This window comes from Embleya hyalina, assembly GCF_003967355.1.
Lineage (GTDB): Bacteria > Actinomycetota > Actinomycetes > Streptomycetales > Streptomycetaceae > Embleya > Embleya hyalina.
In genome coordinates, this window is the sequence record NZ_BIFH01000044.1 from 107,365 (window position 1) to 132,473 (window position 25,109).

Here is a 25,109-nt window from a genome sequence, read left to right on the forward strand (position 1 = left end):
ACTCCGGCGGGCTCCGATCAACTCGTTCGTGAATCAGTTCGGGCGGGCCGCAAGGACGCCATACCGTTCCCTTGTCCAAGGCACGCGCATCCCCGAACTATCGCGACAGCGACCTATGCAACGCGTATGGGTCGCCGATCGGCTCGGGTGGATGGATGCGGCCAAAGCGGAAATCCAGACGGGAATGGGTGATCTCGCATGACGACTCGCCGGGCCGCTCTCGGCCTACTGGGGGCCACCTCGGTCGCCGCCACCGGAGTATTGACGGCCCGCGCATCCGCGTCGGCGAAGGCCGACGCGGATGCGCGGCGGGTACCGAAGGGCCTGCGGCCCGGCGGCGAGTTGGACCGGTTCGTCGCGGACCAGGCGGCCAAGGACGTGTTCTCCGGCTCCCTCCTGATCACCTACCGGGGCCGAACCGTCCTCTCCCGGTCCTACGGCATGGCCGACAAGGCGCGGTCGGTGCCCAACGGGCCCGGCACGCTGTTCGGCCTGGCCTCGGTCGCCAAGCTGTTCACCGCCGTGGCGGTCGCGCAGTTGGCACAACGCGGCAAGCTGCAGTATTACGACACGCTCGGCACGCACCTGGACGGGTTCGCGGCCGAGATCGCCGACCGGGTGACGATCCACCACCTGCTGACCCACACCTCGGGCCTGGGCGACTACTTCGGCACGCCCGGGTTCTGGGAGACGGCCCGCACCTGGACCGGCACGCGGCAGCAGATGGACGGCATCGGCGAGTTCGTCAGAAGGGAGACGCCGGCCTTCCCACCGGGTGCGGGCGGCAGGTACAGCAACTCGGCGTACCACCTGCTCGGGGAGATCGTCGCGCGGGTGTCCGGACAGGAGTACCACGACTACGTCCGCGAGCGTGTCTTCCGCGCCGCCGGAATGGACAGCGCCGACTTCTACACCCTGCCGCAGATGCGCGAGGACCGCCGGATCGCCCATGGCTACTATCGCCCGCCGGGGTCGGCGGACCGGATCGACAATCTCGGCGAACAGATCTTCCTGCCCGGCGCGTTCGCGACCTGCGCCCAGATGGCGCGGTTCGCCCACGCGCTATGGGAGGAGAAGCTGCTGAACCCGGCGTACACCCGGCTGACCCTCAGCCCGAAGCTGCCCACGCCGCCGCCGCCCGGCCCGGAACGGCTGACCGTGTTCGGCGGCTACGGCCCGGGCGCCACGCTCGCCGGCGACCGGTGGTCGTACGGACACAACGGTGGCGCCACCAACGGCGCCGCAGCCGAGCTGGTCTTCTACCCGGACAGCGGGTACGTGACGGCGATCCTGTCCAACTACGAGATGGAAAGCATCCGGGGGATCCCGTCCCTGGCCCGGAAGCTGATCATCCAAGAGCCGGTGCTCCATTCGTCTTCGGCCGGATAGGTTCGGGGCGGTGAAGCCGCTCGCGCTGCGCCGCCTTGAGCCCGTCCCACCCGAGCCGCTGCCGAGCCACCCACCGGCCGATCCCCGAAGGACGGCGAGGGTTCCCGTGGCCGAGGGGGTCTCGGGTCGGACGTCGTAGGCGACGATCCCTTCCGCCCGGGTGTTCGGCGGGCAGACAAACCCGATCGTGTGCTTCCCGGACTTCACGGGCCCTGGTAGACCTTTTCGTTGCTGCAGGCGACGAAGGCGACCCAGCGGGTTCCGGTACAGGTGAGCGTGGCGCGTCGTCCGGCCGGCACGAGGCCGTCGCACGTCACGTTCCTGCGCGGCCGTCTCCTTCGACTGACGTCGGGTGCCTGACACAAGTGGGTTGTTCTGTCGTGGTGTTGCTTCGTTCCTGTGTCGGGCTCCGTGGCGCGGGTGCGCCGGCTGTCACGGCGAGCAATCGTTCTTGGGTTTCGGTACATCCTGCTGCGGGTTCCTCGGATACGACGGCAGTGTTGCGGCCGGTGGTGGTGCGGCGTCGGCCGGCCCTGGGAGAGGCCGGTGACGTCACCCGCGCACGTGCGGGTCGCTGCCGAGACCGTGGGGGTGTCCGAGCACACCGTGTGGCGCCGGCTCGGCCGCGGCACGCCGGCCGGACCGTGCCGCTACACCGGGACATCGGCGTTTCACGCCGGACGACGCTCTCCGGACGTGTCTGTCGGATGTGGGTCCGAGCATGAGGGCGTCGCACCGCAAGATGCGTGCCGGAGCCGACAAGGACACCGAAGGCGGAGCTCCTCGAGCACCCGGGTCGTGTCGCAGGCGACGTTCTGTCGCGCGGTTGTATGCACGCGGCGTGCACCCGGTGTCGACGCTCCGCCTCGGCGCTGTGGCCGAAGCACTCGCACACACGGTCGCCGCCCGCGGGGTCGTGTGCGTGTACGGCGATCCCGGGCACGGCAGGACGGTCGCCGTCGACCGGTCGCCGCGCCTGCGGCCCAGACGCTCCCGGTCCATCCCGCGCACGTGGCGGCCGAGCCCGCGCCACCACAACCACGGGCCGCGCTGCTCACGGCGTTCGGCGTGTCCGCTCCGTCCCCCCGTGAACCGGACGGACGCCACCGACGGCGTGCGCGTCGACGCGCCGAAGGAACCGGACGTCCGGGTCGTCGACGACGTTCGGCGCGTCGCCGCCCTCGAGCCGGGCTACCTGGCCTCCTGGCGGACGCCCCACCGCCCATACCAGCCCGGTGCCGTGCGGGGCGGGCGTCGCGCGCACCCCCGGCCCGTGCACCCGCGCTCGTTTCCCGCGTCCCGACCCGGAAATACACCCCGCTCCGACGCCTCCCAAGTCCCGTGCGTACTCCGCCTGTTCCACCCTCGGCGGGATGCCGCGACCGACGAGGACCCGCTCCTCGCCGACCGGGCGCACGCGCGGGAGAAGTTCCGTACCCGGGCGAAGATCACCTCTCACGCCTACGCCACCCCCGGCCCCGACCCGGACACCGCGGTGGCGGCCCGTCCGTCGGGCGGCGGTGGGGCCCGAGACCCGGGAGCGTTCCGCGGATCGTCGCGGCGGCCGTCGGTCGTCGACGACCAGGCGGGCCCGGGCGAGGCGTCCGCTCTCGGTCGGGGGCGCACCGGCACCGGCGAAGGGCTCCCGTGTCCCACCGCGAGTGCGGGTGTCCCGGTCCGCACCGAACCCGGAAGGCCCTCACTCGTTCGGGATCGACCTACCACTCGTTCGGGATCGACCCACCGTGCGATTCGTCACCGATCTCGGTGGGCGGTACGGCCGGGACGTCGGGGTGGGCGCGGGTTCACGGGAGCGTGCGGACGGCACGGGAGATGGCGGGGCGGAGTTGGTCGAGGTTGGTGTCGGTGCCGAGGATCATTCGACGCAGGTGCGGCATGGACAGGGTCCAACCGACGAGGCCCAGGGTGAAGAAGAGCCGGCTGCGAGGGTCGTCGTCCGGGGACACGCCGGCCGCGGCCCGGATCTTGTCCTGGTAGTGGCGGGTGCGGGCGTCTTCGCCGGGGACGCTTTGGTCGCCGAGTTCGAGCGCCTCCCACATGAGCAGGCGCAGCGCCTCCGGGTGGGCGCGGTGGTGGTCGAAGAGGCGCTCGGCGTAGTCGGACAGGTCGTCGTCGCCGGGCGGGACGGCCTCGGCGAGGTCGGCCATGAGGCGTTCGAGGACGGCGGCGAAGAGCTGCTGTTTGTCGCCGAAGTACTCGTAGATCGCGCGTTTGTTGGCCTTGGCGTGGGCCGCGATGCGGTCCACGCGCGCGCCCGCGACGCCGTGCGCGGCGAATTCGGCGGTCGCCGCCGCGAGGATGCGTTCCCTGGTTGCCGCGGAGTCGTAGGCCATGGATCGATTGTAAGGAACCGGTTCGTTTGACGGGCACGTGGTGTCGTGGCAGGCTCTCCGACAAGCTTCCGAACTATCTGGTTCGTTCGTTTGGAGTCGTGTGATGTCCTCGACCGATCGGTCCGCCCCACCCGATCAGTCCACCCCGACTGATCGGTTCGCCCCGGCCGCCGCGCCGCGCCGACGGCTGTCCCTGCTGATGGCGCTGGTGTGCGGTGTGTCCGTGGCCAACGTGTACTTCCCCCAGGCCCTCGGCCCGCTCATCGCGGACGGCCTCGACCTCACGCCCGCCGCCGCCGCGACGGTGGCGACACTGACCCAACTCGGATACGCCACCGGGATCTTCCTACTGGTACCGCTCGGCGACCGGCTCCCACGCCGGCCGCTGATCACGGTCCTGCTCGGAGTGACCGCGTGCGCCCTGCTCGTGGCGGGCCTGGCCCCCGCGTTCGGCGTACTGCTCGCCGCAGGCACCGCCGTCGGCATCGCCACCGTGGTCCCACAGATACTGCTGCCGATGGCCGCGGGCCTGGTCGCCCCCGAGCGGCGAGGCCGGATCATCGGCACCCTGCAAGGCGGCCTGATCGGCGGGATCCTGCTGGCCCGCACCTTCGGCGGCATCGTCGGCACACATCTGGGCTGGCGCGCGCCGTACCTCGTCGCCGCCGCGCTCACCGCACTCTCGGCCGTCGTACTGGCCCGTGCTTTGCCCACCGACACCCCGTCCGGGCACACCCGCTACCCGAAGCTGCTCGCCGACACCGTACGGCTGCTGCGCACCGAACCCGCCCTGCGCCGCTCCGCGCTCTACCAAGCCACGCTCTTCGGCGCGTTCAGCGCCGTATGGACGGCGCTCGCCCTACTGGTCACCGGCCCCCGCTACGGCCTGGACGCGCAAGCGGTCGGACTCCTGGCCCTGATCGGCGCGGCCGGCATGGGCTACGCCCCGGCCGCCGGACGCCTGGTCGACCGCCATGGCCCAAACCGGGTGAACCTCGGCTGCGTCCTCGCCACCCTCGGCGCCGCCGCCGTCCTGACCGCCGGAACCCTCGGCGGCGCCGTCGGACTCACCGCGCTGGCCGTCGGCCTGCTCCTCTTGGACCTCGCCATCCAATGCGGCCAAGTCGCCAACCAGACGCGCATCTTCGCGCTGCGTCCGCAGGCTCGCAGCCGACTGAACACCGCGTACATGACCTGCTCGTTCCTCGGCGGCAGTGTCGGATCCTGGCTCGGCGTGCACGCCTTCGCGCGGCTGGGCTGGCCCGGCGTCTGCGGCCTGGTCGCAACCGCCGCCGGCGGTGCGCTGATCGTCCATCTCCTCTCGCGCCGGGCCGGGGCGGGCGAAGGCGCGGCGGCGTCCGCGGTGGCCCGGCCGACGGTCGTGATCCGGTGAAGCTCCGGGGAACGTCGGCACGGGCGCCGCCTGTCGGGGCAAGCCCCGTTCCACGAAGGCCCTGTTCGGGCCGACCCGCTCCGGCAACGCCCATCCGGGACACACCCGTTCCGGCCGCGTCGATCCGGACGACACTCGCCCGGCCACCAAGCACACGTGCGTCTCGATACCACCAACCCCGCGACTCCGAAGGATCCCGTCGTGACTTTCCCTGCGATGCCCCCAGCCGTGCTGCAGTTCTTCCGCGCCTCCCGGGACGGCGACGCCGAGACCTGGGCCGCCGCTTTTGCCGAAGACGGCGTCTTCCACGACCCCATAGGCACCCCGCCGATCACCGGGCGCACCGCCATCCGCGACTTCATCGCCTCCGTCGTGCCCGGCTTCCGACCCTTCCTGGGCCTGACGCCCACACATGCCCACACCGTCGGCAACCACGTCGCCGTCACCTGGTACGGCGCCGCCGTCACTCCCACCGGCAAACCGGTCAACTGGTCCGGCATCAATGTCTACGAACTCGACGACAACGGCCTGATCCAGGAAGCCAGGGCCTACTTCGACCCCGCCGTCTTCAAGGCCCAACTCGACCACTGAGCAAACCGGATCACACCACACCCGGCGCGGGCCGGCTGGCGCGCATGCACCAGCGCCCGCCCCGCCGGGCACCGCCCGATCCCCGCCGCACCCGCAGCACAAGCAGTACCCGCGATACGAACGGAGACCGGTGCGAACGCACCCGGCGCGCACCCGGTGTCGACGCGCCGCTTCGGCGCGGTGTCCGAAGCTCGCCCACACGTTCGCCGCCCGCGGGGTCGTGTGCGTGTACGGCGATCCCGGGCACGGCAGGACGGTCGCCGTCGACCGGTCGCCGCGTCTGCTGCCCAGACGGTCCCGGTCCATTGCGCGCACGTGGCGGCCGAGCCCGCGCCGGCACAACCACGGGCCGCTGCTGACGGCGTTCGGCGTGTCCGCTCCGTCCCCGGCGAACCGGACGGACGCCGCCGACGGACGGAGGAGCCGCGCCGGGGCCGCAGCGCCCGCACGGCGGTGGTCCACGGAGGCTCGGCGCCCGGTACGACGCCGGCCCGAGCCGCCCGCCCGACCGGGGCGCGATCGCGCGAACAGGCCCACGACCGTGTGTTCGCCGGTGGTCAGTCCTCGACGAGCCGCGCGCCCTGGACGTACTCCATCGCCGCAGTGAACCTCGGGTCGGCCAGGCGTCGGGCGACCTCGTCCTCGGTCACGTCCTCGATGTGCGTCTGGATCCACCACAGGTTGCCGAAGGGGTCACGCACACGGCCGACCAGGTCGCCGAAGAACAGGTGCGTGACCTCGGTGACCGACACCCCGCCGGCGGCGACCGCGGCGGCGTGGACCGCGTGCGCGTCCTCCACGTACAGGCGCAGGAACGCCGGTGTCGCGGGCCATTCTGCCGGGGCGTCGAACGCCATGACGATCGCGTCCCCGATGCGGGTCTCGGCATGCCCGATGCTCCCGTTTGGGTTGACGAAGCGGCCGGTCTCCCGGGCCCCGAACGCCTGCGCCATCCACGTCAGCAGCCCCGCGGTGTCGTGCGAGATGATCCACGGGGTGACGGCGGTGTATCCCTCGGGCATGTGGCCGATCGACATGTACTGCCTCCCAGACGTGCGTGGTGAGCCCCTACGAGCCCGGACGGTACGCAACCATCAGGCAAAACAGCTTCCGCTTTGCAGCAGCCTCGCCCGCGACCCCGCGGGCGGGACCACCCTCCCGGTCCCTCGTGATCCCAACGGCGACCTCGAACCCGCACTCGTGCCCCGACACACGCGACACCGACTGGGACTCGACGACCGCATCCTGTCCCTCACCCGACGGGCCGCCGGTCCACTCACACCGGATTCCTCCCGGGCGCGGCGCCGGCACCGTCGACGTCACCACGCCCCGAAGAACCGGCGGTCCGCGAGTCGCAACAACAACCCGGCCGCGCCGTCCGTCGGCTCGTCACAGGCGCGCACCGACCACACGCCCAACCACACCGATCCCACCGCCGCCGCCCGGTCGCTGCGCCGCAGCCCCGCCACCGGCATGGCGGACAGGACCCGCACCCGACCGTTGACGCCCAGGGTCCCGGACGACTGGACCATCTCCTTCTTCCCCCGGCGTCGCGGCGGTTCCCGTGCGATTGCCTTCTCGGCCGATTTGCTCACTTCATCGGATCCCGGCCGGTATGACAGAGCAGGAGCGCTGGACGACGATCGAGGAGGAGCGGGGTGGAAGGCGTGCGCGCGGTCGTGTTCGTGCTGCCGGGTGGTGTGCCCTTCGTGGTCCGGAGGAGGGGCAGGTATCCCGGGGGCGGGCTTTCGCTTTCGGCGCGTGATTCGCGGATGATCGAGAGGATCCGGCCCGGCGCGTGGATCTCTGCTCGGAGGGACACGTTTTTGGGCAGGTCGGGGAGTGGTCGGAGCGATCCGGCCGGGGACAACACGTGTGCCTTGTCGGCCGATGGCGACAAGCGGTGTGCCGATCCGGTGACAACCAGCGTGCTTCGTCGGCGGGAAGTCGCAGCCCGGCGCGGTCGTTGGTGACAACCAGCGTGCTTCGGCACATCGATGGCGTTGCGCGGCGTTGCGGTAGGTGGCGGCGGATCCGGGTGTGAGCGCGCCCAGCGGCACGCGACTTGGTCTGCGGAGGACGGCACGACGGCGCACGTCCGCCCGCCGAATGGGGCGAAATCCCTGTGATCGGCAGCGCGCGTGGTGTCGGGTGCCAATCGTGGGTTCATGGCCCGAAAACATGACAGACATCCGCGTCGCGCGTCCGGGGACGGGCGCACGGCCGGGACGTCCCGGGGCGACGTGCCCGCGCCGTGTGTCGCGGGCGTCGAACTGTTCCCGGTGACGGCCGTGTTGCCCACCCGCCGGGACTACCCGGCCGAGATCGCCGGGAGTCACCGGGGGGCGTGCAGGGCCCCGGGGGTCGAACCCGTCGCCAAGGGCTATGGCCTGGTCCTCGCCCTGGATGCGGCCGGGGCCGGTGGACCACGATCACTCGCGACACCCGCCCTATCGACACCGCGTCGAGCCTGGCCGAGTCCGGGACCGAGTACGGACCCGACGTCGACCGGACGACCTCGTCGCGGACCTGCCGGGATGGCCCCTGTCGTGCACCTTGGGCCCGCAGGGCCTGCCCGATCCGTGCGACCCGGTCACCGACCGGCCGATCCCGCGCCCGCCGACAGGGGAGCGGCCCGGGCCGCGTCCCCGCCGTGTGCGGGTCGCCCGGATCACCGAGGAACTCGAGTACCACCGGCCCTTTCGGGAGTACGAGCAGGCCTGGCTGGACGACGCCCACATGTACGGCGACTACGAACCCGGCCCCCGCGCCGGTACGCCTGGTCGACCTGACCCCGGTTCCTGGCCCGGCCCGCCCGCGAACCGCCGCGTTGCTGTCCGAGTCGGCCGTGATCGCCGCGACCCGGAACCCGCCGGGCATGCGGTGGGGCATGGCGCACTGGGACACCCGCCTGGTCACAGTGACGCACCCGGGCTGGACGTTGATCGCCCGGTGGCCCGGTGGCCCGGTGGCCCGGTGGCCCGGTGGCCCGGCGGACCGTACATCGCATTCCTGCACGACGTTCCGCAACCTCTGGACGTCACGGGCCTGGGCGGGCTGTCGGATCATCTCGCTCGCCTCGTCGAAGGCCTGATCCGACCGTGATCCGTGCGAGGGATCGCGTCGTGCGGGTGGTGCGTGCCGTCTACCGATCATCGCCCGGGTGTCATGGCGGATTCGGATTGCACGCATGTGGCGCGAGGGAAGTCGTCACGTTGCCGGGCATGTTGGGCGATATCCGCGCCGCGTTGCCCGAGGAGCGGCGCGAGGAGTTCGACAAGGTCGTGTACGACACCCCTCGCGACCAGTTCGTGCGGCGTGTGGTCCTGGACCGGGCGTTGCCGCCCGAGGCCCGCGAGGAGGCCGAGGAGGCCATGGAACGCGTCCGCCAGGGCGACTACACGGGAGCAGCGGCGTCACCACGTCGGCGAAGCGCTCCGCGACCGTGCGCGACCGCCGTGTAGGGCGCCTTCCGCTCCCACCGCCGTGCCTCGACGGACGTCGTGACAGTCGGGGTTGGCACAATGGCGGCGTGGCCGAACAGTATGTGTCCGCTTTCGCGATCGATGCCGCCGTGTGCTTCGGCTTGATCGGCTCGCACGACGAGATCGCGGTGCGGAAGACTCTGAAAACGCTGGAGGATTCCAACGCCGCGGACCGGCTGCTTCGTGCCACCGACTCCGACGAAGTCGAGGCGGCGCTGCGCGAGATCGTCGACGACCGTCTCGATCCGGCGCGCGCGGGCGGCTACGGGTGGCTTCTGGAACTCCTCGGACCGACCTTCGGCGTACCGCTGGGATCGGTGGTCCTGACGGGACGTGGCTGGGATCGCCTCGAAGGCGCCTTCCGCAGCTGGGATTTGGCCGCCCTCGCCGATGTGTGGGCGCGTCCTTGGACGTTCCCGTGGGGATCCGACGTGGCCCCGGACCCGGATCCATGGCCGTTCCCCATGTTCGCGTCGAAGACCGAGTCGGAGCGGATCCACCTCGAACTCGCAGCCTTCGACACCGACAGGATCCACGCCGACCACGACCTCCTCCCGGACGAGGACGACGCCGACGACGTCGAATGGCTGCTCGCCGACAACTTCCCCGAGTGGGTACGCGGCGCGCGCACCCGGGGCCTGGGCCTGCTCCTGATTCGCGACGGCGGCAAGTAGCCGGCCCGAAAGCCCTCGCCGCCACGTGCGACCGGCACCTGGGGACGGACCCCGAGCGGGTGGGTCGTCGAGCGCCACCTCGGCCGCTCCCGGAGGTGACGACACCATCCACCGGCTGCTCACCGCCATCCTCGATCCCGCAGAGGCTCCAGGGCGCCGAACTCGCCGCCCGCTACGCCTCGGCGCCGGCTGGTCGCGCCAAGGAAAGCAGTCCCAAGCCGCCGAAAAAGACCCGAGTCAGTGCTCTTGGTGCCCACGTCTTCCGTCGGGCGGCAACCGGTCAGGCACCGGCTCGGACCACCGGCCGGTTGATGTCGGTGTCGGCGAGCCTGTCGAGGTAGTTGGTGAGGACGGTGTTCCGGCGGTGCCCCAGCCGCCGGGAGCACAACACCGTCCGCGAGGACGACTTCGTCTGCCTCTTCTGCGGAAGCGATCTGCCGGAGACGTGAAACATGGAACCCACCCTGTAGTGGCCGAGGTTCGCAGCCACTCGTTGATGCCCGCGACGAGGACGGCCGCCTCGTGGCGGACCGCGAGCTTGTCGTATCCCGTGGCGACGGCGCGGTTCCTCTTGAGGCGGTCGATCCGGCACTCGACGGCATGACGTTCGCGGTAGTCGACCGGTTCGAAGCGCGGTGGTCGGCCGCCGCGGGAGCCGAGCTTCCGGCGGTTGCGTGCTTGGTCGGCCATGTCGGGGATGGTGCAGCGGATTCCGCGGCGGCGCAGGTAAGCACGGTTCTTGCGGGAGGCGTACGCCTTGTCCGCGCGGACCCGATGGGGGCGGACGCGTGGCCGACCCGCCTCGATGAGGGGACGAGGACCTTCTTCGGAACGGGTTCGAACTGCGGCGAGTCGCCGCGCTGCCCGGCCGTGACCACGATCGCCATGGGCATTTGACCTTGCTCGACGGCCGGGTGCGGTTTGGTGGTGAACTCACCACGTGAGCGTCCCGGTCCGCGATCTCCGGGCCGGGTGAACAGACCGCCCGGTAGTTCCTTCTGCAGCTCACCCCGCTTGCGGCCCCTACCGCATGCTGACGAGCGCGGCACACGGTGGAGTCGACGCCCAGGTCCCGCGTGGTCGTGCTTTTCGTCTCCCGAAGGGACTGAAGCCTGGTAGGGATACGGTGCCGGGCGCCGTTCCACCGCCGGCGGCGGAACAGGTCGTGGACCCGGCCCCGCGGCCCGTACTCGACGGGTGCATCCCGCCGCGGAACCCCGGTCCGGACCCGGAACCGTGTGCCGTCGATCAGCTGCCACCGAGGCCGGACGGGCGGCCGCCCCGCTTTCGCCCCCTTCGGCAACAACGGCTCCAGCGTTGCCCATTGCTCGTCCGTGAGATCTCCCCACCCATGAACCGTGATCATTCACCAGCCCGGGATCCACTTTCGATACACGGCCTTTAGCAGTCGAGAGCCTGCGCCGCCAGTGCCCTTCGATGACGTGTCGTGACACCTACGACCCGCCTGGTGGCATCTTTCGGGGATGTCTTGTGCCGTGCCAGCACGACGACCATGTACTTGCTCCACAACACCACCCCTGACGGTCCCTCCACGCCGACGTGTCGCCCGGTCGGTCTCGAGGGGGCGCCGGGCACTGTGTCGGGGTGTGGGAACGACCACTGTCGACGATCACCGATGCGTGATCCCTCGTTCGAAAGGTGTTCTCGTGCGTGCCCTTCGTGTCGAAACTCTCCGCGCCGCGGCGATTGCCCTCGCCGCCACCGCCCTGTTGGCAACCCCACTGACCGAGGCATCCGCCACCCCGGCCGCGCCCGCCAGGGCGCAGCAGGCGGTGAAGAAGCCGGATCCGTGGGGGGACACGCTGAAGCAGATGGGTGTGCAGCGCTGGAACGAGTTCCGTCGAAACAGTCCGAGCACGATCCATCCCACATTCGTCGAAAGCGACCTCTCCGGATTGAACCTCGACGGCGTCAACCTCAACGGGGCGGATCTCTCGAGCGCGAATCTCCGCGACACCAGCCTCGAACGCGCCGATCTCCGCGACTCGGATGGGTGGTTCACCAACCTCACCGGCGCCGACCTGCACGGTGCCGATCTCAGCGACTCCAGCATCTTCTACTCCACGTTCGTCAACGCCGATCTGTCCGATTCCACCCTCACCCGCGCCAACTTGACCAACTCGGACTTCACCGGCGCGAACCTCGTCGGAGCGCGCCGCGACTGCAAGTGGAACCCGATCTGCTGGTAGCCCGCGCGGCGCACGGCCCCGCAGGCTGAAACAGAGCCCGCCGTCGACCCACGGCCGCCGCGACCGCACGTACATCCACCCGGGACGCGCGACCGCCCGGGTGGATGTACCGGGCTTGATCCACTCTGACGGACACCATGAACGAACGCCTTCGGCCTCCCTGGAGAGGTGTTGAAGAGCGTTTCGGCAGCGTTGCCACGAGGACATCGGGACAGACGCGCCGACGACGATCCGCGTCGGCGTACGCGCAAGACACTTCGTCGCGGCGGTAGTCGCTCGAGGGGCTCGCCCCAGCGTGTTCCGCTTTGCCCGTCGAGGCAATCTCCCGTCCCCGTCCCCGTCCCCGCCAACCGCTGCCGCAGTCCGAGCGAGATCGACGCGGGACTGCCGGCGATCCTCGCCGGCGCCGCGATCGACGTGGTGCGGCCGCGCACAGCGCTGACCTCGTGAACGTGGCGCGCGAACGGCAACTGCGCAACCACCCGCATCGTGCCGTCCCGGAAGCGGACTCGGACCGCATGCGGCACCGTCCCCGACTCGAGGCCCCTCGCCCGCGCCGGCCCCGTTCCGGACGACGGAGTGCTGCGCCCGGTGCCGGGCCCGTCGGCGATGATCGTTCCCGTGACCGGCACTCCGGCGTCGGGCCCCGTTCCGGCGATCTCGACGCGAGCCGTCATCGCCGTCCGGGCGGTGGATGACGCCGCCGCAGAGGGCGACCCAGCCGCAACAGGTCGGGCAAATCCCGCGATCCCGTCCGTTGTTCATGGTGACCCGTGACGGCGCCCACACCGAGTGGGACTCGACGCCCTTCGAGGAGTACCCGACCAACGACGATTCCCCGGCCTGACCCCGCGCGACACCCCCCCTCAGGACGACGGGACGGCCGACCACGCGACCAACGGGTCCCGGCCGCTGCGGACCGACTACGACCGGGAGCGACGACCCCGGCAGCGCGCGCCGGACACGACGAAACGACCGACGGCCACGCCTCGTTCGACAACCATCGAAAAAATCGCCTCCGGCGAACGCGCCGGCGACGCTGCGCACCACCCGCTTCGACAACGCGAAACGCGTCGGCGCCGTCGACCCCGCCGTGACGGGACACATCGACCTGGCCGTGCGCGCGGTCCCGAACCCGTGATCCGGCGGGTACCGTCGCCGCCCGTCACTGCACCGGCCCACCCCGCGTCGGCAGCGTCTCGCCACCAAGCCCCCTTTCCCCGTGGCACCGTTCGGCGCAGCGCTGAGCAGATGGCGCGCAATGTCAATCAGATGGCGCGCAATGCCAACGACACCACGGCAGCGCTCGGGCAGGATCGGCTTCGGAGAGAATTCCAGCGCCCATCACGACGCACACGATTCGATTGATTCCAGGAGGCAGCAGTGCGTCAATCAGCAAGATTCCTTCGCCGAACTGCGGTGGCCAGGCTTACGACAATGAGCGCACTGTCCACCGCCGTCGTGCTGGGGATCACGGCGGCAGCACCGGCCCAGGCCGCGGAGACGTCAACACGGGCCGCTCGGCCGTGTGCAGTGAGTTTCGCCCACCACGGCCCCCTCACCGATGTCTACTATCGCCACTGCACCAGCGGTAGCGACTGGGTCAAAGTCAAGGCCATCATCAAGTGGGGAGGCGACGGCCCCTGTTACCCCGTCGGCCCAGGTCAGACTCGCCTCATTGCGTCATTCGTGCAGCCCGAACGTTTCGACCGGATCGTTCGCTGCTGACGTCACACCCTGGAGCGCCCATCACTCGGTGAGGCGATTGCCACCCCCGGGGGCAGGACCACCGCGCCGACTTCGTCCTGCCATGCGTTCTCCTCCCGTTCGTGATGTGGGGATGTCACGGGTGCGCAGCCTTGATGCCCACTCCGCGTGCACGGGCGCATGGCCATCCGATTGCCACTCCGCCACCGGCACTGCGCGCCTTGCCGTAGGCGTAGAGCGCATGAAGAACCGGGCTCGGCACGCCGCGACTCGATCCACGACCCGGTTGTCGCGCCGGCATACCCTTCGGGCCGTATGGGTGCCGTGCGCCGGTCGCAAGGGACCGGGCGGAGCCGGAGAGGGACGGAACACGTACGCCCAGGCGACGGACGTGTACCTTCGCTACTCACCACGGGGTTACGCGGGCCGGATGATTCAGGCGCCGTGATGTGCGGGCAATTTACCACCGAGGACGATAAAGAATTCGCTGACCTTACTGTCAAAACCGACAACGGCGATGCCTCCGTCATCGCCACCACCAACCACCCATTCTGGGCCCCCGACCTCAGGCAGTGGGTTAACGCGGGCGACCTGAAGCCCGGCCAGTGGCTCCGGGCGGCCTCAGGTGCCTGGGTTCAACTGTCCGCCGTTCGAATCTATGGTCAGCAGCAACGCACGCATGACCTGACGGTTGATGACGACCACACGTATTATGTGCGCGCAAGTGTCACGCCGGTTCTTGTTCACAATTGTCCTGCTTTTTTTCTGGGGGTGGCAAATACTACGTGAACCGCTATGGCGGGAACGACAATCGTGGGCTTACGGCCAGTCTCGAAGACGGGACGGTGAAGATGACCGTCGTGGCCAGGAGGCCGGACGGAACCCGATATGAAGGTGTTCCGTCGGGTACGGAGATGTTCGAGGAAGCTTTGAGTCAGTTTGGCGGTGCAGGAAAACCAAGAGGGATCACGAGCTCTTGGAATGATGGTCCTCTGGATGCGAATCTCAAGAAGTTCAACGAACTGATCCGGAGCGGTCACTCGTTGGAGGATGCAGCACGTGGTACGTGGACTGGTCAGCAGGCTGGAAGCAGAGGATGGACCTCTGTATCCATCGATCGCGATTGGTCGGTCAGAAAGGCTGACGGTACCTTCACAGAGGTAATGGTCTACTTCACCGGAGCGAGGTAGTTCGATGGAAGACGAAGAATACGAAAAAAGCCGAAGCAGAATCATTCAGTCGATTCGCAGTTGCTGGATTGCCGAGCAGTCGGTTGTGCCGGTGCTGCGAAAACTGGTGGATGAACTGGGCTCGTCTGACGATCGTGTCGGGACTGCTTTTCAGGTAGTTAACTACATGGCATGGGCTTTCGATATCCGACTGGCAATTGCCGGAAAGTTTACGCGATGGCATGGTATTGGAGGGGATTTGTCAGACGAAGAGACGGAGGTGAGGTTCGAAGGGTTTATTACTTGGCCTCCCCAGTTGTGATCGTGGCTGTGGTTCCGGGGGTGGTGGTTGGTGTGTTGTGGCGGAGTGTTGCGGTGGTGGGGTGGGTTGACGGCTGCTCTGGGTTTTCCTGTGTTGGTTGAGAATCCATCGGGTGGGTTGGTGGTTTCGGGTTGTGGTGGTGGGGGTTTCTCGGGTCGGCCCGGTGGTGGTGGTCTGGGGTTTCCGTGGTTTCGTGAGAACTGTTGTGGGTTTCTCGTTGATGTATTGATGCGCCGTAAGGCAACCGCGGTTTTTTTCGGGTCTCGGGGTGTCGGTACGGGGTAGCCGCGGGTGTCCGCGGGCCTGATCCGCCCTGTGGCCTGGTGTTTTGCGGGGTTCGGCGATGGTGTCGGGTCTCCCGCTGTTGTGGTGCCGCCAACAAGCCGATCGTGATCGGATCCATCACGTACCCCCCCAGTCCGGAAACGGGTACCCACGGTAGAACCAACCACCCCGCGGCGAAGGTGGATTCACCCACAAACCGGAAAGCGGCGACGCAAGCGTTACCTGCCGGACGAGAGCCCAACATCGACGAACTCACCGGGATCGAACTCGTCGACACCGCCACCGGCGAGGTCCTGCACACGGATGCCCTGCTCGTGCACATCCGCGTGTCCAAGTCGGACGTCACCGCACGCGGCAGCATCACCCGCATCCTCGCCCAGGACGACGAGGAACTGTGCCCGGTGCGCGCGTTCCGGGCCTGGCGCGCGGTCCTGGTCGACCACGACCAGCCCCTGACCGGGCCGTTGATCCGCCGGATCGACAAGCACGGCCGGATCGGCGCAGCACCCGGCTGCCGGTGGCTTGAACCGCCAGCTTCAAGAAGTCGAAGTGGAGCCGCCAGGCGGTGGAGCGCGAGGTTCTCGTGTTCGGGGTCGAGCGGACCCTTCCCGCCACCGAATGAGCCAAGCTGAAGAAGGCCACCAGCACGAAGTTCACCGCCGTGAAGGAAGCACAACTTCCGGTGGAGGTGACCGAGTACGCCGCGAGGATCCTCGGCAAGCCCATAGACGGGTTCCAGCAACTGGACGTGGATCCTTCCGGGCGCGTAACGAACGTGTCAGGAGCCCCAAACGACTGCGCCATCGGTGGTCGGGCATGTCGTCGGCCCTGAGCGGTCAGTGCTCGTCGCCCAGTTCTGGTGTTTTCGGGTGCCAGTGCGGGGAGATGCTGCCGTCCGGTTCCCAGCCGTACCGCAGGATCTCGGATGCGGGGTGCTGGTCCGTGGCCATGACGCGGGCCAGATTGTCCAAAGCGGCGCCGTCTCCGGCGGCGGCCTGCCGGTATAGCTGTTCGGTGCCGTCCCGGTCCTCGGCCTCCTCCCGCATCTGGGCAAGCGCCCACAGCGCGTCGGTGTTTCCGGCGTCGGCGGCCCGTCCGGCGAGGTGTTCGGCATGTCGGTAGCGTCCGCAGGCGTGTGCTGCACGGGCGAAGGCAGTCAGTTCGTCGGGCGGGGCGGTGCGGGCAGCGGTTTCCCAGAAGCTTGCGGGTGGGCAGGTGTAGCGGCGTTCGTGGCGGCCGTGCTGTTCGAGGTAGTCCGCGAGTCGGTACACCGGACCGCCGCCCGCCGCGGACGTCGACGACGCCGGGGCGCCGACCAGGGGCCCGGTGGGGGTGCGGCGTGGGCGTCGTAGGGGGCCTGTCTGCCGTGGACGGGGCGGGCAAGTTCAGCGAACGCGGTCTCCGGCCAGTCGTCGGGGAGGCTGTCGAGGTTGTCATCGCCGAGGTAGCCGGCGGCCGCGTCGACGATGAACGCCCGGGGCAGGTGCAGGCCCATGCCGAGTCGGCGAGCGTCCATCGCCGCCCGGAGCAGGGCCTTGGCGGGGGCGGTGGCCTGACGGTAGGCACGCAGCAACTCCGGGGCGCCGGCCAGGTCCTGGGTGATCCGGCCGGTGCGGCGGGCCCGCGTCAGCGCTTCGGCGAGCAGCCGATCGCCGCGCTCGGCCAGCTGGTCCGCAGCGCGGACCGCGTCCGCGTCGAAGATGTCCGGGACGTGGACGGTGCGCCTGGCCAGCAGGGTGCGGAACGTGGCTGCGCGGGTCGGGGCCGCCGGGCCGGGGCAGCGCGGTGTAGGGGCCCGCGTACTCCGGCCACAAGGTGCCCAGCACCAGCACCGGGCCGCGACCCTCGCCCTCGCCGCGACGCTCGCCGCAGCCTTCGCGGAGCTCGCCGCGGAACCCCTTCCCCGGCACGCCCGCCGCCCACGACACGCCCTCCGCGCGCTGCCCGGCGCGAGGTACGACCGGTCCAAGTGTCGACGCCGACGCCCGACACCACCGCCGCTGACGACCTCGCCGCCTGTTTGGGGCTCGTGACACGTTCGTTCACAACACCCCTACGCCTGCTCCGCCTTCGGGATCGCCCCCGAGCCCACAAGCACATAGAAGATCTGACAGATCGTCAGGGGTTGGTGTTCGCGGTACTCCTCCAGCACGTCCCGGACCCGCTCGATCAGCTCCCGGGTCTGAGGGCGGGGACTCCACGCGACGAACCTGCGGGGGCGGACCCTGGCGTACACCCGCCCCGACACCACACCCGAGGTCGGCCGCAGGGTGGAGGTCATGGTCCGAACTGTACGGCCCGATCATCTTGCGAATCCCTTGAATCGCGTCCAACCACACGATCGAGCGGCAACACCGAGGGCACCCTCCACGGGCCTCGCATCCACCGAGAACGTGCGCGACATTCCGGTCGCCGAGATGCGATGCTGCGCGGGATGCGGTGCTGCCGAAGGCGGCGACGAACCGACCGGGTAGGGGGTGTGAGGTTCGGTGGGGGCGTCAGTGGGTTGTTCGGTTTCGTGTGTCATCGGGTGTTGGGGTGTTCTCAGCTGGTGGGAGAGGTCTTTCGTGGCTGATCGTGGTGACGGTTGCCCGAATATGCGGTGACAGGAAGCCGTATCGGTCGGTGTCACCTTCGCCGTGTCTCCTTCGTCTGTGTCGTCTCGTCCTCGGCCGCGATCGGCGTGGCGGAGTTGCGCGGCCGTGACGGCACCGGCCACGGCCGCTTGACCGTTCCAACGGGTCGGGTCTCGCCACGCGCGGTTCGTGGTGGGAACCGTCGCCACCCGGTGCGCGTCGATGCTCGACACACGCGAACACGGCCGCCACACCGTCGGCGGCGTGACTTCGACCGGATCCCGAGCACGCGCCCGGGACTCCCCGGCGCCGTGTCGGGGCGACGTGGCATCGTGACGGCAAGCCACGTACTCGACAGGCGTTTTCCGCGTAGGCCCGGGCCGTGGTGTCGTTGCCGATTCGCGGAGGAGGCCCGGTATCGCCGGGTCCGGTCGCATTACCCACGTCACGCGCTGTCACCTGGTCGAGCAACTCGCGGTGACCGCGTGGCGGCCTCGACGGTCTCGTGGCCGTCGGCTGCGCACGGGGAGTCGACGCGTGTGCCGTCTCCGGTTCGTTTCCCCGAGGTGCGCATGTGTGTCGACGCGGGTTTCGGGGGTGTCGGTCAGGGTGTCTGCATCCGTCGGCGGAGTTGCTCCAGTCCGCGTGAGGCCAGGGCGCGGACGCTTCCCACGCTGAGTCCGAGAAGGTCCGCGACCTGTTCCGGCGTGAGGTCGGCGTAGTAACGCAAAACGATGACCTCGCGTTGTCGACGCGGCACCGCGCGCAGGGCCCGCACCAGGGCGTCCCGCTCGATGACTTCGGTGTGTGGTTCGTACGCCGTCCCTTCTCCCGGCGTTCCCGACAGGCGCAGCGCCATCACCCGCCGCCGGAGTGTGGAACGGGACAGGTTCATCACGGTCTGTCGCAGATACGCCAGCGTTTTCGAAGGGTCGCGCAGGCGGTGGCGTGCGGTGTGCACACGGATGAAGGCTTCCTGGACGACGTCCTGGCAACTGTCGGTGTCGTCGAGGAGGAGCGAGGCCAGTCGCCGCAGGGAACCGTAGTGGGCGCGGTAGACGGATGTGAGGAGGTCGACGTCGAGCCCCTCGCGGCTACCGGGGTCCGCATTTGCGGTCACCACGGGAAGACCCGCGTGGAAGGACGGGTCGGACGTCGCGGCCGCGACGACGTCGAGGTCCTCGGCGGCCGGGCCTTCGGCGCTGCCGGGCGTGGATTCCCCGAGGGAGGAGTGCCCGATCAGACGCAGGTAGCGTTCGGCGGCGCTGTCGGCCCTGGCGGGGTCGTGGTTCTTGAGATCGTGGAGCTGGGTCAGCCACAGGCGCCGCTCGTGCTCCGACGCCCGGCCGGGCGCGGCTTCCATGTGTTCCAGCACGGCGATGGCCCGATCGACGAGTCGGTGCTCGACGTCGGTCTCGCTTCGTGTGTTCATGTCCGCCTTCTTTGGGCCTGGCGCAGGCGATGGATGCGGCTGTTCACGGCCTCGGGGCTCAGGCCCGTCCTGGTCGCGATCTCGGCGTGGGTGTATCCCTGCACGACCGACTCCACGATGGTGCGATCGATCGCGTCGGCGAGGGCGCCGACGTAGCGGGAGACGAAGTCGCGGCTGGCGACGGCGTCTTCGGGGCCCTCGTGGTCGAGGCCGTCCACTGCCCAGCGGTCGAGTTCGGGGTCCAACCCGAGGGCAAGGTCCAAGGACTCCTTGCGGTGCTGGGCCGCCCAGGACGCGTAGGCGTCCTTGAATCCCAGGAGCAGGGCGCCGATGAAGAAGGTCTTGAGCGACGCGCCTCCGTCCGGGGTCCATTGCCCCCGATCAGGGCCCGTTCGCGGAAGAAGACGAGTCCTTTGGCCAGGGTGTGGTTGATCAACGTCTCGCGTTCCTCGCCCCGGCCGCGCAGGATGCGACGTTCGCGCTCGTTCGACGTCACCGCGCGGCGTTTGGCCGCGCACAGGCGATAGATCTCGCCGGTGAACAGCCAGTGCAACAGAACGGGGCGCCCGTAGGCGACCAACTCGCCGCAGAAGATCTCGTAGCGCGGCCCGGAGAAGCCGCACGCAACGAGTTCGGCGTGCAACTCGCGGTCGTGGACGCGCACGGCCAGTCGGTCCAGGACGTCGCGCCCGACCACCGCGACCGAGACCCCCTCGTCGGATTCGAGGGCTTCGAGCAAACCGGCCAGCGAAGTGGTGGGCGAGGCCCGGGCCCGGCTCGGCGAACGCCCCACGTGGCCCTCCCCTCGGGCGCCGACGACGACAGCGCGGGCCTGTCGGCACCACTGTTCGAAGTTGTAGGGCGTTACGATGCCGGACGCTCACGCGAATCCCGAATATTCTTTGGGGAATTGCCGAGACGGCGCAACGGACGTGCCTGCGCCGCCCCTATAGCCCCCGCGTGACGAACAGCAACCCATCACCCGAAGGCGCCCCCATCTCCCCGTTGGGCACCGCACGATCCGCCGCCGTCCCGGTCGGGATCGCCGCGGTCGTATCCGGCGCGACGGCCGTCGCCGGGGGGACCGCATGGTGGATCCCGATCGCCGCGGTGGTGACCTGTATCGCGGTCCTGAGCGCGCTCTCACTCGCCTGGTACCGAGCCATACGCCTCGAACGCCGCAGGAGGCTTCGCGACGGATACACGAATCGGGCGGTCGATGTCGCGCTGCACCCCTGGACGGCTCCCGAACAACGCGATGCCGCCGGAAACCTCCTCACCCTCCTGGTTCCCCCACTCCACTCCGACGGGCCCGACGACGCCGCATGAATCAGATCCCGACACACGAACACCGGGCAGAGAACGCGGTTTGCGCCCGGACCCGGCACGCACCGGGCCGTCGCACGCACGCAACAGCCTGGCTCCTCTCACCAGGCGGCTTCGACACGAGGGGAGCACCCCATGGAGTGGGCGACAGTGGCTCGACCTGCCGGACGTATCCCACGGGAACCGTACGCGACCGCCTCGTGCCCGCGCCGGCCTGCGACGCGGCCCCGAGGCGCGAGGAGTCGTGCTCGTTGTGGATCGACGACCTCGACCCGGCCTGCCGGACCCTGTGCGTTCGGGCAGAGACGACGAGGACCCGGCGCGGGCGGGTGGTTCCGTACTCCGCGTTGACCGGGGTTCCGCCGTCGGACTACCTCGCGCGTCGGGCCGGGATCGGTCGGGCCCGTGGGCCGTTGTTCCTGCGGGAGTCGGCGATGGCCTCGTGGTGGTGGATCACCTCGGCGACGAGGAAGTCGAGGAACTTCTCCGCGAAGTCGGGATCGAGCTTGGCGCTCTCGGCGAGCGCGCGCAGCCGCCGTATTTGGGTCGCCTCGCGGGCGGGGTCCGCCGGCGGCAGTCGGCGCTCGGCCTTGAGCACACCGACCCGCCCGGTGCACTTGAACCGCTCGGCGAGCAGATGGATCAAGGCGGCGTCGATGTTGTCGATGCTGTCACGCAGTTCGAACAGTTCGGCGGGCTTTTCGGGCGCCTCGCCCGATCGATCGTCGGTGGTTCCGTTGGCCGTGACGGGTGACCCGGACTGCGACTTCGTCTGCGTTTGACGGTTCATCGGTGCCTTCTCGAGAGGTACGGGTGATTGCTGTGGAGGGATGTTCGAGGACGCGTCGGTCCAGGGCGGAGCAGGGCATCGGGGGCCGCGCGGGCGACCACGGACTTCCCGAGGGATCGGCAGGTCCTTCACAACCGGGTCGATCCCGTGGTTCCCGCGGTCGCCGTCGTGGACGGCGGCGTACGGCTCGACGCGCCGCGCCTCGCTGTGGAACCGCCGGATCCGGATGTGGCCGTCCGGGTCCTCCTCGTCGGTGAAGGACGCGGTGATCGTCATTGCCTTCGAGGCATGGAAGGGGAATCACGACCTGTTCCGTGTGCCGGACCCACTCGTTCCGGCGTCCGGGTCGGGTCCGGTAGCGGCGGAGCTCGTAGAACGGGTCCGACGTCGGGTCCGGGCGGCACGATCTCGTCGATGCGGAAGCGGGCGAGTCCGCGCCGTTCGGCCGCCCACTGGGCCTCGACGATGTCCGAGGCGGGCAGGTAGGAGCGGCCGATCGCGCGGATCTTGCCCGCGCGCAGCAGGTCGGTCAGCGCGCCGAGGGTTTCCTCGATGTCGGTGCCGGGCTCGGGGTGGTGGGCCTGGTAGAGGTCGATGTGGTCGACGCCCAGGCGGCGCAGCGACCCTTCGACCGCGGAGACGATCCACCGGCGGGGGCACGATGATGTCCGACCCGTACCGCAACCCCGACCCGAACCCCACGCCGACCCGTTCGCTCGGCCGGACCGGCATCCGGGTCAGGGCCTACACCCTCCCGGGGGTGGAGGTGTGCGGCCGGTCCGGCGGCACACCTCGCGGGACGGTCAGTCCTGGGTGTATTCGGCCGCGACGTCGATGATCCAGGTGACGCCGAAGCGGTCGGCGAGCATGCCGAAGGCGGGTGCCCACTGGGCGGGGCCGAACGCCTCGATCACGGTCGCGTCCTTGGCGAGGCCCTCCCAGACGGGGGTGACCTCGTCGACGCTGTCGCCGCGGACGGACAGGAAGAACGGCTCCCGGGTGATCGTGGTGCCGTTCTCCCGGCGCGTGGTGGGGGTGCCGGGGGCGGCCGGTGCGTGCTCGCCGGGTACGTCGTAGGCCATGACCCGGAAGCCGTTGTCGGCGACGACCTGACCGAACACGACGTTCGTCGCGCCGGGCAGTTCGGCGGGCATTCCGAAGTCGGCGTAGGTGGCGACGGTGAGCCGGCCGCCGAAGACCGACTGGTAGAACTCCAGGGCCTCGCGGGCCTGGCCGTGGAAGTTCAGGTGGGCGACAGCGTTGAGCGACATCGTGTTCCGGTCCTTCGCGAGTGATTTCCGGTGCCGGAGGTTTCCGGCGACGGGACCGACGATGCCGGCGGTACAGGTCAGGGAACGTCCGTTGTTCGGGTGAAACATGCCGATCGGACGCGTCGCGTGCATCGGCGTGGGCGATCGCCAGGTCCCACTGTGGTTCGGGGGGTGGTGGTGACTGCTGCGGGGGTCCGCGCTGCTGCGATTGAATTGCGGTCGGCCCCGTCTGCGGACGGCCGGGATGACAGGACGTGGACTCGGAGGCGTGATGGAGCCGTTGGGCAGCGGGGATCCGCGTCGGGTGGGCCGGTTTCGGTTGGCCGGGCTGCTGGGGGCCGGGGGAATGGGGCGTGTGTTCTTCGGTCGGGCGCCGGACGGTGTGGCGGTGGCGGTGAAGGTGGTGCACCCGCACCTTCTCAACAGCGGGCAGGACGAGTTCCGGGCCAGGTTCGTCCGTGAGGTCCGCACTGCGCGGGCGGTCGATGCGGCGTTCACGGCGAGAGTGGTGGCCGCCGACGCGGACGCGGATGTTCCCTGGCTCGCGACGGAGTTCGTTCCGGGGATTCCGCTGGGCGCGGCGGTGGAGCGGTTCGGGCCGCTGCCGCGTGAGTCGTTGCTCGTGCTGGCGTCCGGGATGTTCGCGGCACTGGGCGGGATCCACGCGGCGGGGCTGGTGCACCGGGACATCAAGCCGTCGAATGTGATGCTGGACGTCGACGGCCCGAAAGTCATCGACTTCGGGATCGCCCGCCCGGCCGGGGCGACCGCGCTGACCCGGACCGGACAGACCGTGGGCACCTGGCAGTTCATGTCGCCCGAGCAATTCGAGCGGTCCGACGTCGGACCGGAGAGCGACGTGTTCTCCGCCGCCGCGACCCTGGCCTACGCAGCCACCGGCCGCCCGCCGTTCCCCGGCGGCACCCCGCAGGTGCTGTTCGCCAACCTCACCGCCCGCGCACCCGACCTCACCGGGCTTCCCGCAGCGCTCGCTCCCCTCGTCGGGGCCGCCCTCGCGAAGGACCCCCGCGCCCGGCCCACCGCCGCGGCCGCCCGCACGATGGTCCCCGCCCCGGCCACCCGGATCGGCGCCGACCACGGATGGCTGCCCCCACCGTCACCCACGCCGTCCTCCGCACCGCCGCAACCGCGCTCCGGGCCCCGACCCCCGCCGACGGCGCCACCTCGACGAATTCCCGCACGCCCGCCGGCAATCCGCGGGAAGGCCGCGCGGTCGACGAGCGATTGTGGAACAGGAGCACGTCCGACCCGACCCCGTTCACCGCGGACGCCCTGCTGCCCGCGAGGTTCGTCAACGACTTCAACACCGAATACGTCCGAGTGGCCGCGGGGCCCCGGCCGTGCGCCGAGGCTGGCCCCGACAACCTGGTGACCGTGCTCGCCGGGCACGGCTGCATCGAGGTGATGGCCGGGGTCTACCTGGAGCAGGGCAGTTCGAATCCCCCGATCCTGGTGTCCGTCTCCGTCTTCCCGCTGCCCGACGACGCGACGGCCGCCAACGTCTACGACCTCGTGCAGGGCGAGGCGTACTGGCGGATGACGATCTGGTCCGCCGACGACGGCGACGACACCCCACGTCCCGGCGCCCCAATCTCCGGATACCGCTGGGGCCACAATCGCCGCCGCCACCGCTACCTGATCTGCACCCGAGCCGTCCGGACCGATCGTGCCACAGGCGATTGGCTCGAACCGTGGCTCAGAGCCGCGTCCGGACGGGCACACGCGATCTGCGGACCGCAGAACCACCACGGGGACTGACCAGGAGCCGCGGGGTGGTGCAGCCGAACCACCGGTGCGGGACCGCGGCCCTGTCGCGGATGCCTTCGCAGCCGGTGCAGGGGCGGCGACACGGGTACACGCCGCGAGGACGAGGACAAGCGACCCAACCCACCGCGACCACCCCCGACGAGAACACCGTCCACCGCGCCGAGCCCGAGGCCGAGCCCGAGGCCGTGACGTGTTCGTGGCCCTGTTGGGCCGGGACCGATCGCGGTTCCTGCCCTCCGCGTTCCGGCACCGGGACACGGACGCCGCCGCCGACGTACACATCGACCGCGAGCAGGACCCCGAGGCGTGGCACGCCGTCGCGGCGGGTGGGACTTTCGTGGTTGGCC

At 69.9% G+C, this 25,109-nt stretch carries 23 protein-coding genes and 2 pseudogenes; 13 read left to right on the forward strand and 12 right to left on the reverse strand.

The annotated features are described in order from the left end of the window. The first annotated feature begins 198 nt into the window (after positions 1-198). A complete protein-coding gene (locus tag EMA17_RS43225; protein WP_126642712.1) occupies positions 199-1,389 on the forward strand; it encodes a serine hydrolase domain-containing protein in 1,191 nt (396 codons plus the stop codon). A 1,805-nt stretch (positions 1,390-3,194) separates the two neighbouring features. Here EMA17_RS43225 and EMA17_RS43230 read toward each other — a convergent pair. Beyond that, on the reverse strand, positions 3,195-3,743 hold the full coding sequence (locus EMA17_RS43230) for a TetR/AcrR family transcriptional regulator (protein ID WP_126642713.1): 549 nt from the start codon (positions 3,741-3,743) through the stop codon (positions 3,195-3,197). Between the two features lie 103 nt (positions 3,744-3,846). Between EMA17_RS43230 and EMA17_RS43235 the strand changes: the two genes are divergently transcribed. Both EMA17_RS43235 and EMA17_RS43240 read left to right on the forward strand, forming a co-directional pair. Then, positions 3,847-5,136: an MFS transporter gene (locus EMA17_RS43235; protein ID WP_218043247.1), complete on the forward strand. Its 1,290-nt coding sequence runs from the start codon at positions 3,847-3,849 to the stop codon at positions 5,134-5,136. A 201-nt stretch (positions 5,137-5,337) separates the two neighbouring features. Next, entirely contained in the window at positions 5,338-5,727 is a 390-nt protein-coding gene (locus EMA17_RS43240) for a nuclear transport factor 2 family protein (RefSeq protein ID WP_126642714.1), read from the forward strand. Positions 5,728-6,284: 557 nt separating this feature from the next. Here EMA17_RS43240 and EMA17_RS43245 read toward each other — a convergent pair. Then, positions 6,285-6,764 carry a VOC family protein gene (locus tag EMA17_RS43245; RefSeq protein WP_126642715.1) on the reverse strand — a complete coding sequence of 160 codons (480 nt, stop codon included), beginning with the start codon at positions 6,762-6,764 and terminating at the stop codon, positions 6,285-6,287. Between the two features lie 282 nt (positions 6,765-7,046). Beyond that, a complete protein-coding gene (locus tag EMA17_RS43250; RefSeq protein WP_126642716.1) occupies positions 7,047-7,259 on the reverse strand; it encodes a hypothetical protein in 213 nt (70 codons plus the stop codon). A 1,692-nt stretch (positions 7,260-8,951) separates the two neighbouring features. Between EMA17_RS43250 and EMA17_RS43255 the strand changes: the two genes are divergently transcribed. Both EMA17_RS43255 and EMA17_RS43260 read left to right on the forward strand, forming a co-directional pair. Beyond that, the gene (locus EMA17_RS43255) at positions 8,952-9,191 is read left to right on the forward strand and encodes a hypothetical protein (RefSeq protein WP_246127272.1); all 240 of its coding nucleotides are present in this window, start codon (positions 8,952-8,954) and stop codon (positions 9,189-9,191) included. Positions 9,192-9,259: 68 nt separating this feature from the next. After that, entirely contained in the window at positions 9,260-9,886 is a 627-nt protein-coding gene (locus EMA17_RS43260) for a DUF7691 family protein (RefSeq protein ID WP_126642718.1), read from the forward strand. 280 nt (positions 9,887-10,166) lie between these two features. On the opposite strand, the gene EMA17_RS52785 is transcribed toward EMA17_RS43260, so the two are convergent. Together EMA17_RS52785 and EMA17_RS56360 are read right to left on the reverse strand one after the other, a co-directional pair. Beyond that, positions 10,167-10,340: a hypothetical protein gene (locus EMA17_RS52785; RefSeq protein WP_170222347.1), complete on the reverse strand. Its 174-nt coding sequence runs from the start codon at positions 10,338-10,340 to the stop codon at positions 10,167-10,169. 29 nt (positions 10,341-10,369) lie between these two features. After that, positions 10,370-11,252: pseudogene (locus tag EMA17_RS56360) on the reverse strand (IS5 family transposase); the annotation flags it as partial. A gap of 241 nt (positions 11,253-11,493) precedes the next feature. On the opposite strand from EMA17_RS56360, the gene EMA17_RS43270 reads away from it, so the two are divergent. From EMA17_RS43270 to EMA17_RS43290, 5 genes are all read left to right on the forward strand, one after another. Continuing rightward, positions 11,494-12,096: a pentapeptide repeat-containing protein gene (locus EMA17_RS43270; protein WP_246127273.1), complete on the forward strand. Its 603-nt coding sequence runs from the start codon at positions 11,494-11,496 to the stop codon at positions 12,094-12,096. Between the two features lie 2,154 nt (positions 12,097-14,250). Then, positions 14,251-14,592, forward strand: coding sequence for a polymorphic toxin-type HINT domain-containing protein (locus tag EMA17_RS52285; protein ID WP_160161779.1), 342 nt, complete (start codon positions 14,251-14,253; stop codon positions 14,590-14,592). After that, positions 14,589-14,993: a hypothetical protein gene (locus tag EMA17_RS43280; RefSeq protein ID WP_126642721.1), complete on the forward strand. Its 405-nt coding sequence runs from the start codon at positions 14,589-14,591 to the stop codon at positions 14,991-14,993. The genes EMA17_RS52285 and EMA17_RS43280 overlap by 4 nt, the downstream gene beginning before the upstream one ends. A gap of 4 nt (positions 14,994-14,997) precedes the next feature. Beyond that, positions 14,998-15,294, forward strand: coding sequence for a hypothetical protein (locus tag EMA17_RS43285; RefSeq protein ID WP_126642722.1), 297 nt, complete (start codon positions 14,998-15,000; stop codon positions 15,292-15,294). A 389-nt stretch (positions 15,295-15,683) separates the two neighbouring features. After that, positions 15,684-16,211 carry a site-specific integrase gene (locus EMA17_RS43290; RefSeq protein ID WP_126642723.1) on the forward strand — a complete coding sequence of 176 codons (528 nt, stop codon included), beginning with the start codon at positions 15,684-15,686 and terminating at the stop codon, positions 16,209-16,211. A gap of 204 nt (positions 16,212-16,415) precedes the next feature. Here the strand turns inward: EMA17_RS43290 and EMA17_RS43295 are convergent, their stop codons facing one another. The 4 genes from EMA17_RS43295 to EMA17_RS43310 all read right to left on the reverse strand — a co-directional run bounded on the left by EMA17_RS43295 (position 16,416) and on the right by EMA17_RS43310 (position 19,850). Further along, on the reverse strand, positions 16,416-16,850 hold the full coding sequence (locus EMA17_RS43295; RefSeq protein ID WP_126642724.1) for a hypothetical protein: 435 nt from the start codon (positions 16,848-16,850) through the stop codon (positions 16,416-16,418). A 782-nt stretch (positions 16,851-17,632) separates the two neighbouring features. Continuing rightward, positions 17,633-17,860: a hypothetical protein gene (locus tag EMA17_RS43300; RefSeq protein ID WP_126642725.1), complete on the reverse strand. Its 228-nt coding sequence runs from the start codon at positions 17,858-17,860 to the stop codon at positions 17,633-17,635. A gap of 899 nt (positions 17,861-18,759) precedes the next feature. Next, positions 18,760-19,278 carry a SigE family RNA polymerase sigma factor gene (locus EMA17_RS43305; protein WP_246127275.1) on the reverse strand — a complete coding sequence of 173 codons (519 nt, stop codon included), beginning with the start codon at positions 19,276-19,278 and terminating at the stop codon, positions 18,760-18,762. A 305-nt stretch (positions 19,279-19,583) separates the two neighbouring features. After that, on the reverse strand, positions 19,584-19,850 hold the full coding sequence (locus tag EMA17_RS43310) for an RNA polymerase sigma factor (RefSeq protein ID WP_126642726.1): 267 nt from the start codon (positions 19,848-19,850) through the stop codon (positions 19,584-19,586). A 697-nt stretch (positions 19,851-20,547) separates the two neighbouring features. Between EMA17_RS43310 and EMA17_RS43315 the strand changes: the two genes are divergently transcribed. Continuing rightward, positions 20,548-20,916, forward strand: coding sequence for a hypothetical protein (locus EMA17_RS43315; RefSeq protein ID WP_126642727.1), 369 nt, complete (start codon positions 20,548-20,550; stop codon positions 20,914-20,916). Between the two features lie 367 nt (positions 20,917-21,283). Here the strand turns inward: EMA17_RS43315 and EMA17_RS43320 are convergent, their stop codons facing one another. The 3 genes and pseudogenes from EMA17_RS43320 to EMA17_RS43330 form a co-directional block, all read right to left on the reverse strand. After that, positions 21,284-21,703 carry a chorismate mutase gene (locus EMA17_RS43320; RefSeq protein WP_126642728.1) on the reverse strand — a complete coding sequence of 140 codons (420 nt, stop codon included), beginning with the start codon at positions 21,701-21,703 and terminating at the stop codon, positions 21,284-21,286. Positions 21,704-22,110: 407 nt separating this feature from the next. Further along, positions 22,111-22,356, reverse strand: a pseudogene (locus EMA17_RS43325) (aldo/keto reductase); the annotation flags it as partial. Positions 22,357-22,506: 150 nt separating this feature from the next. After that, positions 22,507-22,974, reverse strand: coding sequence for a VOC family protein (locus EMA17_RS43330; protein ID WP_126642729.1), 468 nt, complete (start codon positions 22,972-22,974; stop codon positions 22,507-22,509). Positions 22,975-23,218: 244 nt separating this feature from the next. Between EMA17_RS43330 and EMA17_RS43335 the strand changes: the two genes are divergently transcribed. Next, entirely contained in the window at positions 23,219-24,367 is a 1,149-nt protein-coding gene (locus EMA17_RS43335; protein ID WP_126642730.1) for a serine/threonine-protein kinase, read from the forward strand. Positions 24,368-24,369: 2 nt separating this feature from the next. Further along, positions 24,370-24,753 carry a hypothetical protein gene (locus EMA17_RS43340; protein WP_126642731.1) on the forward strand — a complete coding sequence of 128 codons (384 nt, stop codon included), beginning with the start codon at positions 24,370-24,372 and terminating at the stop codon, positions 24,751-24,753. Positions 24,754-25,109 lie beyond the last annotated feature (356 nt).

Coding starts and splice junctions, on each gene's coding strand:
- EMA17_RS43300 (WP_126642725.1), bottom strand. CDS start 17,860: ATGACCTCCACCCTGCGGCCGACCTCGGGTGTGGTGTCGGGGCGGGTG.
- EMA17_RS43330 (WP_126642729.1), bottom strand. CDS start 22,974: ATGTCGCTCAACGCTGTCGCCCACCTGAACTTCCACGGCCAGGCCCGC.
- EMA17_RS52785 (WP_170222347.1), bottom strand. CDS start 10,340: ATGTTTCACGTCTCCGGCAGATCGCTTCCGCAGAAGAGGCAGACGAAG.
- EMA17_RS43335 (WP_126642730.1), top strand. CDS start 23,219: ATGACAGGACGTGGACTCGGAGGCGTGATGGAGCCGTTGGGCAGCGGG.
- EMA17_RS43255 (WP_246127272.1), top strand. CDS start 8,952: ATGTTGGGCGATATCCGCGCCGCGTTGCCCGAGGAGCGGCGCGAGGAG.
- EMA17_RS43250 (WP_126642716.1), bottom strand. CDS start 7,259: ATGGTCCAGTCGTCCGGGACCCTGGGCGTCAACGGTCGGGTGCGGGTC.
- EMA17_RS43285 (WP_126642722.1), top strand. CDS start 14,998: ATGGAAGACGAAGAATACGAAAAAAGCCGAAGCAGAATCATTCAGTCG.
- EMA17_RS43320 (WP_126642728.1), bottom strand. CDS start 21,703: ATGAACCGTCAAACGCAGACGAAGTCGCAGTCCGGGTCACCCGTCACG.
- EMA17_RS43245 (WP_126642715.1), bottom strand. CDS start 6,764: ATGTCGATCGGCCACATGCCCGAGGGATACACCGCCGTCACCCCGTGG.
- EMA17_RS43230 (WP_126642713.1), bottom strand. CDS start 3,743: ATGGCCTACGACTCCGCGGCAACCAGGGAACGCATCCTCGCGGCGGCG.
- EMA17_RS43235 (WP_218043247.1), top strand. CDS start 3,847: ATGTCCTCGACCGATCGGTCCGCCCCACCCGATCAGTCCACCCCGACT.
- EMA17_RS43225 (WP_126642712.1), top strand. CDS start 199: ATGACGACTCGCCGGGCCGCTCTCGGCCTACTGGGGGCCACCTCGGTC.
- EMA17_RS52285 (WP_160161779.1), top strand. CDS start 14,251: ATGTGCGGGCAATTTACCACCGAGGACGATAAAGAATTCGCTGACCTT.